The organism is Levilactobacillus humaensis (assembly GCF_024345185.1).
In the GTDB taxonomy this organism is placed as follows: domain Bacteria; phylum Bacillota; class Bacilli; order Lactobacillales; family Lactobacillaceae; genus Levilactobacillus; species Levilactobacillus humaensis.
Genome location: NZ_BROB01000033.1, coordinates 1 through 14,274 on the forward strand (window position 1 = coordinate 1; position 14,274 = coordinate 14,274).

Genomic DNA, 14,274 nt, shown 5'->3' on the forward strand with positions numbered 1-14,274 from the left:
CGAGAAAGGTTCTAGACTACTGTACCCCTGAAGAAGTTTTATTTGATAAAGTGTTGCACTTGGTTTGACAATTCGTCGCTAAATTCACCACCAATAGGGAATCAAAATTTTTAGCAATGACACAGTTGAAGAAGCCATTTCCTCATTTTCCCAGATAAATCAGCGTTAAATACATATTATACCCATACTTATGCCGGTTAATATTGATACTTAGCCCTATATTTGCTAGTATAAGCTGTATAGAGTATAGGTTATTCTAGTATTCTAAAATTATAATAACGAAATTGGAGTGGTGAGGATGAAATCAAAGTTGTCAGGTGTCAAACCCGCATGGGTCATTGGCGTTGTAATTGCACTTATTGTCATTGTAGTTGGGGTCATTGCTTTAAAGCCTAAGAAATTAAATGGTAATTATTCCGCTGAAGTCACGGTTTTATTTATTAAGTCGAAAGATACGTTGAAATTCACCCGTGATAATAAGGTCGTTGAATACCAAGATGGCAAGAAGGGGGCCACGGGGACTTACAAGATTGATGGTAAGGACCTGAAGTTTAACCTCGATAGCACTACCATCAATGCCAAGTTAGCTGATGACCACAAGTCATTTAAGGTCTCATCTGGATCTGGTTCAGGTGCCTTCGCCGCAGGCTTAACATATACCCTTGAAGATTAGTTCACATAAAAAATTAAGAAGATGACATCATGACAAAAGAAGAAATTTTAACTTATTTATTTGCAAAACGTGATTTAACCGCTGGTGTTCAAGACGCTCGCCATAACGCCTATGAGGCCCAACAAGCTTTCGAGGCTAAGGCCAAATCGCTCAAACGACAAACGATCTTAATTGTCGTCGGGGGATTTTTCCTGACACCTGTTGTAGCTAGCGCCGTTGTTCCTATTGTTGGTCCATCATTGGCAGGGATAGTGGCGGTTGCGTGCTGGGTTGGCCTGATCTATGCCATTATTCTCTATTTCCAGAAAAAGAAAGTAGCCGCACAAGATGTTGAACAGGCCAACGAAAAGATCGCCCAAGCTATGTCAGAGCAAGCCTACATCGATGGTAAGGCTGACTTTCCTGACAAGTTTTATAGTTTCTGGACGATTGATCGCTTGATTCACTTGATTAACGAAAATCGTGCAACCTCGTTACAGGAAGCCTTTAACGTTGCCGAAACACAGGACTTCCAGAATGATCAACTGTCTCTGCAACAAGAAAATCTTGCCGTTAGCCAATCAACGAATAAGATGTCCGCAATTTCCGCTGCGGCCAATGTCTTTACGGCACTCAATACCCGGAAGTAATTCCTTTAATTTAAGTCTAGACCTTTATCAGACTCTGAACGGCTACGACCTGTGGCTTATTTTCTGACGTCCAAGGCTCTAGGCTTTTATTTTAGCTAGCAAAATCACATACAGGAGAGGTCAATATGGATGCCCTAAAACAAGTTTCAAAGAAAACCTGGACCCGCGTTGGAGTCGTTGCTCTAATCTTGATTTTAATTTTTGGCGGTGCGTACTTCTGGAATCACCGCAAGATTAGCGTTTTCAGTCATAACGCATCAAATGTCCAATTTACCGGCTACAACGGTTCCGGTAACGTTACCTTCAATTCTGGAAATATCATCATGAAAGTTATGGTCAAGCGTGCCAAGCTTGGTGACTACTGGGCCAATAAATTAACAGCTAGACCCGATGATATTGCTAACTGGCAGGACGATGAAACCGGGCTCTCATCCGGGGACAGTGAAAAACTCGCCAAGATTAGCCAATGGTACAAGGAAACCTCAGTGACTGCTTCTAAATCTGGTGATCTCAGTAATGGCGATACGGTGACTCTGAAGGTTGATACGAGCAACGACAAGTCCAATCCTATTAAGCCGGAAAGCAAAACCTTCAAGGTAAAGGGTTTGGAGAAGATCAAGACCATCGCCACAAGTTCTGTCTTCAAGGAGCTGAAGGTTTCCTTCACTGGCTTTAACGGCCGTGGTCAAACGGTGATCAAGAGTCAGAGCGCCGACTGGAAGGACGCAACTGACTTGACAGCTTCCAATAATGGCCACCTTTCCAACGGGGATAAGGTGAAGATTCAAGCCCCTGTAGACTTCTTCAACAACGATGGCAAGACCTATACAGGAAAACACTACTTCACGGTAAAAGTGCATGGTCTCAAACCATTGACTAAGTTCAAGAATGTCAAAGCCGTTCAAAAACTTAGTGATGCCTTGATTGACAAGGAATACTCAGCTGACGATGATTTTGGGAGTTATGCCAATAGTTTCAAGGCCATGTATCTCATCCCATATACTGATAATGATGATAACGGCTTCGAAGAAGATGTTACCATCAACAGCGATGCTGATCTCAGCGGTACACAACTCTTAGAAGTTGATACCCTCTACACCGTGATCGATAAGGATGACGATGATGCCAAACCTGAAACCTACAAGGTACGGCTGACTGAGCTCAAGTATGATTCTAAGGGCAACATCAATATTTCTAAATTAAGCACAGATGATGACTCATCGATTGAAGCTGTTGGTAGCGTAAAAACAGCGGAACACAACTTCAAGACGGATGGCATTCAGATTAAATAAACCAGACCGGTCAAAATCAAAGGAGGTTTTAAAATGAAAAAAATGAATCGACTTTTAGTGGTCACTACAATGGCACTCACCATGATGGGTGGCACCGTGATGCCCAGTGTTACGGCAGTTGCTTCAAGCAAGACCGGATACAGTCGGATTAGAAAGGTAAATACATGGAATCATGCTAAGTATCGGGTTAAGAATACTAAGGGTAAAACCTACAAGATGACTGGCACGACCAAGAATGTAAAATTGAAGACCAATCATTATTTGAAGAATTATAAGAAGAACAAGTGGACTCGAACCAAGATTACCCAAATCCAGCATAAGCGTAGTTGGATGGTCTATTACTATATGACCCCAATCACGAAGAAGAAACACGCTGGTGGCTGGGTTAAATTAACGGATATGAAGCCTGTGAAGACTTATAAGGCAACCAAGCATACGGAAGCTGATTTTGACACATGGTATCGAACCTTCAATAAAAAAGGTCGCAACCAATATGCACACAGTACTGATGGCGCAGCTCTTGATGGCTTAGGCAACCCTTCTCAAACTGTTTATTTGTCTATGTTTTTTAAATAATTCTACTGTAATTTAAGCAGTCGGCCAAAAGGGAGTTTTTAAAATGAAAAAAACGAATGTTATGTTTGCCGCATTTGCGGCAATGTTAATGCTTGGTGGTAGCTTAGTACCAGCAACAGCTGATGCAAGCACTAAATATCGACGCACTAAGGTTGTAAAAGTTAAACATACCAAGTATAAGGTGCGAAACAAGAAAGGTAAGACTTATAAATTCAAGGGTAGTTCGAAAAGACTAACTTTGAAGGCTAATCATTACCTGAAGAACTATACTAAGTCAACTTGGAAACGTACTAAGCAAACCAAGGTGTATCGGGCCGGCAAAAAGAAGGTTGTATACTACTATGTGACAACTTCAAAGAATAAAGCTGCTGGTTGGGTCAAAAAGTCTGATTTGAAGGCAAAGACAGTCAAGAAGCCTACTGTATCGACTAAGAATAGTAGTTCAACTTCCACAAATAAGAAAACTAAGACCGAATCGCAAGCAGAAAAAGATTATTATGCACGTGTGGGCACTCGTGGAGCTGGTGGCGGCCCTATGCCATCTGTATGGTAAAAAATAATTCATACACAGAAAACGCCTGAATGAATTTTTAAATAGCATAATTCCTATGAAGTCCTTTGCCAAAGCAACTTGCAACAATCGGGCAGTTAGCTTTAAAAGAGTGAAACACAACTTCAAGACGGATGGCATTCAGATCAAATAGGTTCGTTGGGAACATTTAAATGTCAATTGAAACGCCGACTATCTTAAAGCGTTCATAAAATGGTAGAATGGAAACGCTGATTAAATTCCGTTCTACTTTTTTTGCTGTTCTCCTTTTTGGGAATGACACTAACAGGGGACTTGGCTCTAGCGATCAGGTTCAATACATTGCTAGTGACGACACAATGGCAGTCGACAGAAAACATTATCGACAAACTCTGCAAACGTGATCAGTATGACTTTCGAAACACACAATGGCTTAAATAATTTTACAAATAAACGACACACAACAAGCTACAAACGTTGCTACATCAAAGGAGAGAACACTATGAGTACCATTCAATGGTTCCCAGGCCACATGGCCAAGGCGATTCGCCAAATGGAAGAAAACGTCCACCTCGTGGATATTATTTTCGAATTGGTCGACGCCCGAATTCCCGCTTCATCCCGTAACCCCGAGGTTACCCGAATCGCAAAGGACAAGCCACATTTAATCATCTTAACCAAGAAGGACTTGGCAGACCCACAACAAACTGCTGCCTGGATGCGTTACTACCAGTCACAGAACTTGCCAGCCATTTCGATTGATTCCAGAGCCAACGTGACCCCCAAGCAGATCACCAAGATTGCGGCCAGCATTCTGGCCGACAAGCTTGCCGCTGAAAAGGAAAAGGGCCTAAGAGAACGCCCAATGCGGGCCATGACTGTTGGAGTCCCTAACGTGGGGAAGTCCACATTACTGAACCACCTGGTGAGCCGCAAGGCCGCTCAGGTCGGCGATACCCCCGGTGTAACGAAGGGCCAACAGTGGTTGCGCTCCAGCAAACACTTGGAATTACTAGACACGCCCGGAATCCTCTGGCCTAAGTTCAAGGATCAAGATGTGGCGTTGAAGCTCGCCCTGACCGGGGCCATCAAGGAAAAGCTCTATGCCAAGGATGACGTCGCCTTATTCGAATTAAATTTCTTCCGGCAGTATCACCAGGCCGCGCTACAAGAACGGTATCATTTGGCAGATGAAGACTTCGACCTGTCTGACGTCGATCTGTTAATGCAAATTACCGCCAAACTGGGCATGCGCGAAGACTACGAACGGGCCAGCGAACGTCTCATCTTCGACGCTCGTCGTTCTAAGATGGGCGGGTTCACCTTGGACCGGGCCCCACAAGCGGGTGAGGACCATGACGACTAAACCCGTTAGTCTAGCCGAACTACGCCAACAACTAACAGATGTGACGTCGCCTTCAGACCCCCGTCTGGAGGCGCTAGCCGCCGATCCACGCAAAGGGGCCCAGCAACTCCTGGCCAAGCTTAAACGTCAGCTTGCGCGTCGTGAGGCCGCTGAGGAAGCCTTTCAACATCGTCTTCACTACGAAAGACCGTTCTGGGCGGCTGGTCAGCAGGTTGCCGGGGTCGATGAGGTTGGTCGAGGGCCGTTAGCCGGGCCGGTCGTAACCGGGGCCGTCATTTTGCCCAGTGACTTTGATATTCCCTTGGTCAACGACTCTAAGCAACTCACACCTAAGGAACGCGAGGCCCTGTACCCGGAGATTCTGGCACAGGCCACGGCCGTCAGCATTGGGATTGGGAGTCCACAACTCATTGATCAGATTAATATTTATCAGGCGACGCGGGTAGCCATGCAACGAGCCGTTCTAGGACTCGGCGTGGCACCAGATCATTTGATCGTCGATGCCATGCAGATTCCGGTGGCGCTTCCGCAAACCCGGTTAATCAAAGGGGACGCGAAGAGTGCCAGCGTTGCGGCGGCCAGTATCGTCGCTAAGGTTTATCGAGACCACTTGATGGCGGCCTACGATCAACTGTATCCAGGTTACGGCTTTGCCAAAAATGCCGGTTACGGAACCGCGGAGCACCTGAGTGGTTTAGCCGATCGGGGCGTGACCCCGATTCACCGTCGAACTTTTTCACCCGTTCAGAAAATAATCGCCAACGAATCACGGAGTTAGTCCTAAAGAGGACAGGAGGTTGCACCCATGCAACTGACACTTCGTGATTTTTTCATGCGCTTACCCTTAGTCACCGGCATCGGCCCCAAGACCTGTGTGGCCTGCTGGCACTGGTTAATGGCCCATCCCCAAATTCAAGTCATCACCGCCGCCACGCTCGACCAATTGGGTGCCGAATTACCGTTAACCGCCGATCGCCGCAAACAACTTCATCTGGAGCTATTCAGTCACGCCATGAACCAGCGAATAACCGAAAATCTCACGCATAGTGGGTGCCTAACCATTGTTGATCACGCTTATCCGCCACAACTCAAGGAAATCTACACGCCACCGGTGGCGTTATTCTTTCAGGGTGATCTGCGCAATCTTCAAGGACCGCAATTGGCGGTTGTGGGCTCACGACACCCCACGGCATATGCCTTGACAGCCATGCGCCTGTTACTGCCACCCGTGGTCGAAACCAACATTTGCATTGTCTCTGGCTTGGCTCAGGGCGTCGATACACTCAGTCACCAGGTGGCCTTAGCCCATCGTGGACGCACGGTGGCAGTCATTGGGACCGGCTTAGATAAGTGTTATCCCGCTGCCAATCGCGACCTCATGGACACACTGGCTCACGACCAGCTCGTGCTCTCGGAATATCCTTGGGGGACCAACGGCGCGCGACATCATTTTCCAGAACGAAATCGGATCATTGCGGGGCTCTCGCAGAGTGTCCTCGTGGTCGAGGCCGCTCATCATTCGGGGAGTCTGATCACAGCTAATTTTGCGCTTCAAGAGAACCGAAATGTCCTCGCGGTTCCGGGGACAATCGACGGACCAAATTCAGTCGGCACCAATGAATTAATTCTCGCTGGGGCGAAACCAATCTTGAATTCCGATCATATAATAGAAGAAGTTTTAGTTGACAAGCTACCCTGACTTGAAATATCATGTGTGGGATTATAGTGAAATATTTAGCGAACTTTTGTTTCGCAGTTAAAACAAGTCGATAGGAACGGGGATTCCCGCCAAGTGGGGCTTCGTTGCCTATTATTCGAGGGAGTAATGTGCATTGCCGACTAAAGCAAAAACTAAAACGCCAGCTAAGAAACGGCGAAAGCCACAAAAAAAATTAGTGATTGTAGAATCACCAGCTAAAGCCAAGACCATTGAGAAATATTTAGGTCGGACCTACAAGGTCGTTCCTAGCTTGGGACACGTCCGAGATCTGCCCAAGAGTTCAATGGGGATCGACTTCGATAATGACTATGACCCACACTACATCTCCATTCGGGGGAAAGGCGATGTGATCAAGGGTCTGCGTTCGGAAGCCAAGAAGGCCAAAGCCGTTTATCTGGCATCTGACCCTGACCGTGAAGGGGAATCCATTGCCTGGCATTTAGCTCACGTCCTTAACCTGGATGTGACCGCTAAGAACCGGGTCACCTTTAACGAAATCACGAAGGATGCCGTCAAGGAAGCCTTCAAGACGCCACGGTCCATCGACATGGACCTGGTCAATGCCCAACAGGCCCGCCGGATCTTAGACCGGTTGGTGGGATACTCGATCTCGCCTCTGTTGTGGAAAAAGGTTAAGAAGGGCCTGAGTGCCGGTCGTGTGCAATCGATCGCACTGTCCCTAATTATTGCCCGTGAAAATGAAATTAAGGCGTTCAAGCCTGAAGAATACTGGACGATCGATGCCGATTTCAAGAAGGCTCGTCATACCTTTAGCGCCAGCTACTATGGCCTAAACGGTAAGAAGGCCGACCTGAAGGACAACGATGCCGTTCAATCCGTATTGGGTAAACTGGATCGTAAGGGTGACTTCGACATCACCAACGTCGTGCGTAAGGAACGGAAACGTTCCCCTCAACCACCATTTACCACCAGCTCCATGCAACAAGACGCTAACCGGAAGTTAAACTTCCGGACACGAAAGACCATGATGGCTGCCCAACAGCTTTACGAAGGGATTAACCTGGGTAAGGAAGGCACGCAAGGGCTCATTACCTATATGCGGACCGACTCCACTCGGATCTCCAGCATCGCCAAGCATGAAGCCTCAACGTTCATTCATGAAAAATATGGGGCTGAATTTGCCGCAACTAAGCCCATCAAGGGTAAGTTGCCCGAAGGCGCTCAAGATGCCCATGAAGCCATCCGACCAACGTCGGTCTTCCGGACACCAGCGAGCCTGAAAGAACGCCTGACTAAGGACCAATTCCGACTCTATCAATTGATTTGGAACCGGTTCGTCTCTAGTCAAATGACGAACGCCATTATGGACACCATGGCCGTTACGCTGGACCAAAACGGCGTGACCTTCAGAGCCAACGGATCCAAGATGAAGTTTGAAGGGTTCTTGAAGATTTATAAGGGTGGTAAGGAAAAGGATAATCTCCTCCCTGATCTCGAGATTGGCGATCACGTGACCTTAGCCAAGACCGATCCGGCCCAACACTTTACCCAGCCGCCTGCACGTTATTCCGAAGCCAACTTGATCAAGGCTTTGGAAGAAAATGGTGTCGGTCGACCATCAACCTATGCCCCAACACTGGATACCATTCAACGGCGCTACTACGTTAAGTTAGTCGGTCGGCGTTTCGAACCGACTGAACTCGGGGACATCGTCAATACCATCATCAACCAGTACTTCCCCGACATCGTGGACGTTGGGTTCACGGCCGGTCTGGAAGAACAATTGGATGGGATCGAAGAAGGCAAGCAGGATTGGGTCAAGGTCATCGATACCTTCTACAAACCATTCTCAACCGAAGTGGCGCACGCCGAAGATGCGATCGAAAAGATTCAAATTCGCGACGAACCAGCCGGCTTCGACTGTGATATCTGTGGTGCCCCAATGGTCATCAAGATGGGGCGTTATGGGAAGTTCTACGCTTGTTCGCGCTTCCCAGATTGCCGGAATACCAAGGCCATCGTTAAGGAAATCGGCGTCGTTTGTCCCGTATGTCACAAGGGCCAAGTCATCGAACGTAAGTCCAAGAAGAACCGGATCTTCTACGGTTGTTCGCGTTATCCGGACTGTGACTTTGTCTCATGGGACAAGCCCGTTGGCCGTGATTGTCCGAAGGACGGTCACTACCTAGTTGCCAAGAAGATTCGTGGCGGTTCGCAGATCGTTTGTCCTAACGGTGATTACGAAGAAGCCCCACAGAAATAGGTTTCCACAATTAAATCTTAATTACGTTTCATTGGCGTTGACCTCTCAGGGGTCGACGCCTTTTTTGGCCCTTCACTTATTACTAACGTAAAATAGCGTCTTTTTTTCGCATCTTTTGGGAAAGAATCGTTTCAATCGAATAATGATTTAGCCCCAACAGTGTCGTTAGACCTGTCTGAATTGCCTTAAAAAGCGACAGTCTCACTCAATATCGAGTCAGACTGTCGCTTTAAAAAAATTCTAATTCTTTAATTGGCCAACCAGACCTCAGGGTGGTCAAAGGCCAATTGGAGCTGTTCCAGGAATTGACTCACGTGGTAGCCATCGGCCACTGCATGATGAATCGTCAAGGACAGGGGCATTTGCCAGCGCTTGGCCTCCTGTTCAAATTTTCCCGCCTGAATGATTGGGAAGAAGGTATTCAGCGGCGTAAAAGGCAGGGGCGTGTAGCTGGTAAAGTGTGTCCAGGGAATGCTGCCGATCATGTAGGTATTCGCACTCTGAGGTACCTTGGGCATCGGCGTGCGTTGATCACCGTATTCGGCCAGATCAGCTAGATAATTGCGATGGAATTGTTGGAAGTCGGGATCGTAGACCGCCCACAGGCTAGAAATACTGTGATCATCCGCATGCATCACCGAGTAAGACGGGTGAAGAACCTCATAACGTTTCAGTTGTCCGGCATCGTCTCGCGACACCCTAAATTCCGGTGTCTGGGCGATGACTTTCGAGACCAGGTAGAGATAGGCCGCATTGAACTTGTAGTCGCGGGCCGCGATCCATTCCTTCGTTGCCGTGACATCGAGATCAATGGTAAGGGTGAAACCCGTTGGCATCATCTTGGTAAAGTAGTAAAAGTATTCCCGCCGTGACCAAGTGGCCAGGTCGATCGGGGTACTGTGCGTATTTAAAATTGTCATGTTAAACCCTTTCTGATTAATTATAGGCGGGCTGACACTTCTCCAGCCACTTGGCCTTGAGATCCTTCAGTGTCTGCCGGAGATTATCGACATCCGCGGTATCCGCCTTCCAGAGGACGCTGTAGGTAAAGGCATCCGCCCCGAGGGCATTCCAGTCTGCCTGTAATGCCGTATCATGGTAGAAGTTCTCGTTGAGGTTCGTTTGATAATAACCCCAGCGATTGTGAATGTTCCGGGCGACGTCAATGAAGGTCTTGCCGTTCTGGTTATTTTTAATTTGAATCACACCGTAGTAGGTCGGTGCCGCCTTATAGTTTTGAATGAGTTCTTTACGGTTCATCTGCTGCTCCTTATCATTAAGGTTTCGCCAATATTCACTACCACTCGCCGTACGCTTCAGGAACCCATAATCAACGAGATAGCGACGCAGTAAAGGGAAGTCGGCGTAGATCGGTTTCAACCTAGCCGTAAGTTCCACTTCGGTCAGATGCTGGGTCATGGGCAAGGTCTGACTGACCCGCTTCAAGACAGCTAAGATGGCTTTTTGGTGTCTAGGCCACCGCGTTAATGTCAACGGGGTGCTGGACGTAAAGTATTTCATGACCAACTCGTCGTACTCGGACGTCGTCATGGTAAAACGCGCATCCTTTTTTCCGGGCTGTTCAGGGAACGTGACCAGTTGATCGACCGGCGCTGGCTGATTGAAAACCTGTTCATAAATGGCCAGGTAGAGTTTGGCCTGTTTGGCCTTTTCACGGAAGGTAAACTTTTGATGCCGCACGGTGGCCGCCGCCACGCCCATTTTTTCAGCAATCGCCGCATCCTTATGGCCCTGAGCGAATGCCAGTAGGAGGTCACGCTGCCGGGCTGTCAGTGTATTGTATTTGTTGTCGGTTCGAATCAGGTCAGCCACGGCATTGGGGTGACTAGCCGCCAGGTGCCGTTGGATCATCGAGGTCGCCGGATAGAATTTATCATCTTCCGGAAAGACCTGGTCCTTGGCAAACGTCGCCTCACAAGTATTGCAGACGTAGGCTTCAGCAGTTTCATGCCAGCCCTGTTCAATTTCCGTCACTGTCAGATCAACTAAGTTCATGTCTCATCCCTCCAATAGCCTCTACTTTACAAATGTTTATCAATTCTGTCAACAGTAATTTTATAATCAGCAATCAAAAAGGACAATAATTGCGGTTTTAACCACATTTAAACACATTAAGTCACTAAAGTTAGTGTTTACCATTATCATAAACGTAAGTTCTCAGCACCAGTCATTATCGTTCACCACGCCACAACAACGACCAGTTTATCAAGCCGGCTCACAACCTTTTTGATGAGTTAGTTGAGTTTTTAGGGCGCGTTTGCTAGCATTAACTCGTAAAGAAATAGGAGGTGAGCGCCGTGGCAACAGCGATTGAACAGTTCATGAGTTATCTAAGCGGCGAACGTCAGTATTCACCTGAGACGGTCAAGGCCTATCAGGAGGATCTGACGGAGTTCACCACTTTTCTGGAGGAAAACGGTGGGGGAAAGCCCTGGGACAAGATTGATCAGCTCGATGTGGAGGTCTATCTGAGTCATCTCTACGACCAACACTACGCACGAACAACCATTGCCCGTAAACTTTCCTCGCTACGTTCCTTCTATAATTTTCTGATGAGTAACGGTCAGGTCGCCGACGACCCATTTGCCTACATTCAACTCAAGCGCCATCAGAATCATCTCCCACGTTTCTTCTATGAGCGTGAGATGACGGCACTCTTCACGGCGGCGGGAGCCAATCCCAATGCCCGACTGGCGACCCGTGATTCCGCAGTTCTAGAAGTACTCTATGGCACCGGAATTCGAGTCAGCGAATGTGTGAACTTGACGATGGGGGACATCGACTTCGACAACCGACTCATGTTGATTCATGGGAAAGGGAACAAGGAACGTTACGTGCCGTTTGGCCATTATGCCAGCGACGCCCTTGAAGCGTATTTCGACACTGCACGGACCCCCTTGATGACGCAGTATCACCACCAGCATGACTTCGTCTTCGTCAATGCCCATGGGGAGCAGCTCACGTCAGCAGGGGTCACGTACCTCCTGAATCAAATGATCAAACGCAGCACGCTAACTGGGGAGATTCATCCCCACATGTTGCGGCACACGTTTGCCACCCATCTCCTGAATCACGGGGCGGATCTCCGTTCCGTGCAGGAGCTTCTGGGACACAGCAGCCTCTCAACCACTCAGATTTATACCCACGTGACGCGTGAACACCTCCAACGGGATTATCGTCAGTTCTTCCCGCGAGCCACAGAGGATCATCAGTCACCATCAACCAAATAAGGAGATTTTCAACTATGCCAGTAAAATTTGAAGCCACCACCATCTGTGCGGTTCGGCACAATGGCCATAACGCCATGGCCGGCGATGGTCAAGTCACTATGGGAGAAAAGGTCATCATGAAGGGGACCGCCCATAAGATTCGTCGGATCTACAACAACCAAGTCGTTGTCGGCTTTGCCGGCAGTGTTGCCGACGCCTTCAACCTGGAAGAAAAATTCGAAGGTCAACTCAACGAATACAGTGGTAACTTACAACGAGCTGCCGTTGAACTTGCCAAGCAATGGCGTTCTGACCAGGCTTTACAAAAGTTGGAAGCCCTGCTAATCGTCATGGATAAGGACGAGATGCTGTTAGTTTCCGGTTCTGGTGAAGTCATTGCCCCGGACGATGACATCTTAGCCATCGGTTCTGGTGGTAACTTTGCCTTAGCCGCCGCAACAGCGCTACATCACCACGCCACCGACATGAGTGCCAAGGAAATTGCCGAAAGTGCCATTCACATTGCCGGCGGAATCGATATCTTTACGAACGAAAACGTCATTTCAGAAGAATTATAAAGGGAGGCCTCACTGTGGACGCTATTAATAAAACACCAAAAGAGATTGTGGCCCTGCTTGACCAATACGTTATCGGTCAGGACGAAGCCAAGAAAGCCATTGCCATTGCCTTACGCAACCGGTACCGACGCATGCAGCTTGATGCCGCCATGCAAGAAGAAATTTCACCTAAGAATATGCTCATGATCGGACCCACTGGGGTTGGGAAAACTGAAATTGCTCGGCGCTTAGCCAAGATCGTTCACGCCCCATTTACCAAGGTCGAAGCCAGCAAGTTCACCGAAGTCGGCTACGTCGGCCGGGACGTCGAATCCATGGTTAGAGATCTCGTCGAAGTCTCCGTCAGCATGGAGAAGCAAGACCAATTCAAGAATGTCCGTAGCGATGCCGTTCAGGCGGCTAACAAGCGGTTAGTCAAGCTCCTGGCACCAGCCAAGAAGAAGGCCAACAAGAACAACAATGACTTTGCGAACATGATGAACATGTTTAGTCAAATGCAAAACGGCCAGACACCGACGGCCCCAAGTGAACAAGAAGAAGTTAGTGACGATCTACGAAATGAACGTCTGTCATTGGCTGAACAACTGAACCAAGGACTCCTCGAAAACCATCAAGTTGAAATCGAAATGGCTGACCCGCAACAGGCCAACGCTACCGATAACAACATGCTGGGGCAAATGGGGATCGATCTCAACGATACCCTGGGTGCCATCATGCCAAAGAAGCAAATCAAGCGGACGGTCACGGTAGCAGAAGCCCGTGAAATTTTGGTCAGCGAAGAATCCGAAAAGCTGGTCAACAACGCTGACATCAACCACGACGCCATCCAACGCGCCCAAAACACCGGGATTATCTTCCTCGATGAAATCGACAAGATTGCCAAGGGCAGTAGCCAAAACAGTGGCGACGTTTCCCGTGAAGGGGTTCAACGCGACATCTTACCAATCGTCGAAGGGACGCAGGTTAAGACCAAGTATGGCACTATCGATACCGACCACATTCTCTTCATCGCTGCCGGGGCCTTTGCCGAATCCAAGCCGAGTGACCTCATTGCCGAACTGCAAGGTCGTTTCCCAATCCGAGTTGAGTTAAATGACCTCAGCAAAGATGACTTCGTCCGAATCCTGACGGAACCGAACAACGCGCTGATCAAGCAATACATTGCCCTGATTGGTACGGACAACGTCAAGGTAACCTTCACCATGGAAGCCATCGAACGGATTGCCGAGCTCGCCTTTGAACTTAACCATGAAAACCAGAACATCGGGGCTCGTCGGTTACAGACGGTTCTGGAAAAGCTCCTCGAAGATCTCCTTTACGAAGGGCCTGACATGGGGACGGGTGACGTCACGATTACCGAAAATTACGTCAACGACAAGATTGGCGACATCGTCCAAAACAAAGACTTATCACGTTACATTCTTTAATCACAGCTCAAGGGACCAGGGCAAACGGCC

14 protein-coding genes are annotated in these 14,274 nt (G+C 48.2%); 12 read left to right on the forward strand and 2 right to left on the reverse strand.

The window, feature by feature from the left end:
- Positions 1-298 precede the first annotated feature (298 nt).
- From OCU14_RS09660 to topA, 9 genes are all read left to right on the forward strand, one after another.
- A complete protein-coding gene (locus OCU14_RS09660; RefSeq protein ID WP_261810858.1) occupies positions 299-673 on the forward strand; it encodes a hypothetical protein in 375 nt (124 codons plus the stop codon).
- 29 nt (positions 674-702) lie between these two features.
- Positions 703-1,302, forward strand: a complete 600-nt coding sequence (locus OCU14_RS09665) for a hypothetical protein (RefSeq protein WP_261810859.1) — start codon at positions 703-705, stop codon at positions 1,300-1,302.
- A gap of 125 nt (positions 1,303-1,427) precedes the next feature.
- Positions 1,428-2,594 (forward strand): hypothetical protein, encoded by a 1,167-nt coding sequence (locus tag OCU14_RS09670; protein WP_261810860.1) that lies wholly within the window; start codon positions 1,428-1,430, stop codon positions 2,592-2,594.
- 33 nt (positions 2,595-2,627) lie between these two features.
- Positions 2,628-3,170 carry a hypothetical protein gene (locus tag OCU14_RS09675; protein ID WP_261810861.1) on the forward strand — a complete coding sequence of 181 codons (543 nt, stop codon included), beginning with the start codon at positions 2,628-2,630 and terminating at the stop codon, positions 3,168-3,170.
- A gap of 43 nt (positions 3,171-3,213) precedes the next feature.
- Complete coding sequence (locus tag OCU14_RS09680) at positions 3,214-3,723, forward strand: hypothetical protein (protein WP_261810862.1); 510 nt, start codon at positions 3,214-3,216, stop codon at positions 3,721-3,723.
- Between the two features lie 478 nt (positions 3,724-4,201).
- Positions 4,202-5,065, forward strand: a complete 864-nt coding sequence (ylqF, locus tag OCU14_RS09685) for a ribosome biogenesis GTPase YlqF (RefSeq protein ID WP_261810863.1) — start codon at positions 4,202-4,204, stop codon at positions 5,063-5,065.
- Positions 5,055-5,843, forward strand: a complete 789-nt coding sequence (gene rnhB, locus OCU14_RS09690) for a ribonuclease HII (protein WP_261810864.1) — start codon at positions 5,055-5,057, stop codon at positions 5,841-5,843. The genes ylqF and rnhB overlap by 11 nt, the downstream gene beginning before the upstream one ends.
- Positions 5,844-5,870: 27 nt before the next feature.
- Positions 5,871-6,764, forward strand: a complete 894-nt coding sequence (dprA, locus tag OCU14_RS09695) for a DNA-processing protein DprA (protein ID WP_261810865.1) — start codon at positions 5,871-5,873, stop codon at positions 6,762-6,764.
- Between the two features lie 133 nt (positions 6,765-6,897).
- The gene (gene topA / locus OCU14_RS09700; protein ID WP_261810866.1) at positions 6,898-9,009 is read left to right on the forward strand and encodes a type I DNA topoisomerase; all 2,112 of its coding nucleotides are present in this window, start codon (positions 6,898-6,900) and stop codon (positions 9,007-9,009) included.
- A gap of 248 nt (positions 9,010-9,257) precedes the next feature.
- Here topA and OCU14_RS09705 read toward each other — a convergent pair whose 3' ends face one another.
- Together OCU14_RS09705 and OCU14_RS09710 are read right to left on the reverse strand one after the other, a co-directional pair.
- Positions 9,258-9,929 carry a chloramphenicol acetyltransferase gene (locus tag OCU14_RS09705; protein WP_261810867.1) on the reverse strand — a complete coding sequence of 224 codons (672 nt, stop codon included), beginning with the start codon at positions 9,927-9,929 and terminating at the stop codon, positions 9,258-9,260.
- 16 nt (positions 9,930-9,945) lie between these two features.
- Entirely contained in the window at positions 9,946-11,025 is a 1,080-nt protein-coding gene (locus tag OCU14_RS09710) for a DUF2087 domain-containing protein (protein WP_261810868.1), read from the reverse strand.
- Positions 11,026-11,327: 302 nt separating this feature from the next.
- Here OCU14_RS09710 and xerC point away from each other — a divergent pair, with 302 nt between their 5' ends.
- The 3 genes from xerC to hslU are packed head-to-tail and all read left to right on the forward strand — an operon-like array spanning position 11,328 to position 14,244.
- Complete coding sequence (gene xerC / locus OCU14_RS09715) at positions 11,328-12,260, forward strand: tyrosine recombinase XerC (RefSeq protein WP_261810869.1); 933 nt, start codon at positions 11,328-11,330, stop codon at positions 12,258-12,260.
- Positions 12,261-12,274: 14 nt separating this feature from the next.
- Positions 12,275-12,817, forward strand: a complete 543-nt coding sequence (gene hslV / locus OCU14_RS09720; RefSeq protein WP_057732546.1) for an HslVU peptidase proteolytic subunit — start codon at positions 12,275-12,277, stop codon at positions 12,815-12,817.
- 14 nt (positions 12,818-12,831) lie between these two features.
- Positions 12,832-14,244: an ATP-dependent protease ATPase subunit HslU gene (gene hslU, locus OCU14_RS09725; RefSeq protein ID WP_261810870.1), complete on the forward strand. Its 1,413-nt coding sequence runs from the start codon at positions 12,832-12,834 to the stop codon at positions 14,242-14,244.
- Positions 14,245-14,274 lie beyond the last annotated feature (30 nt).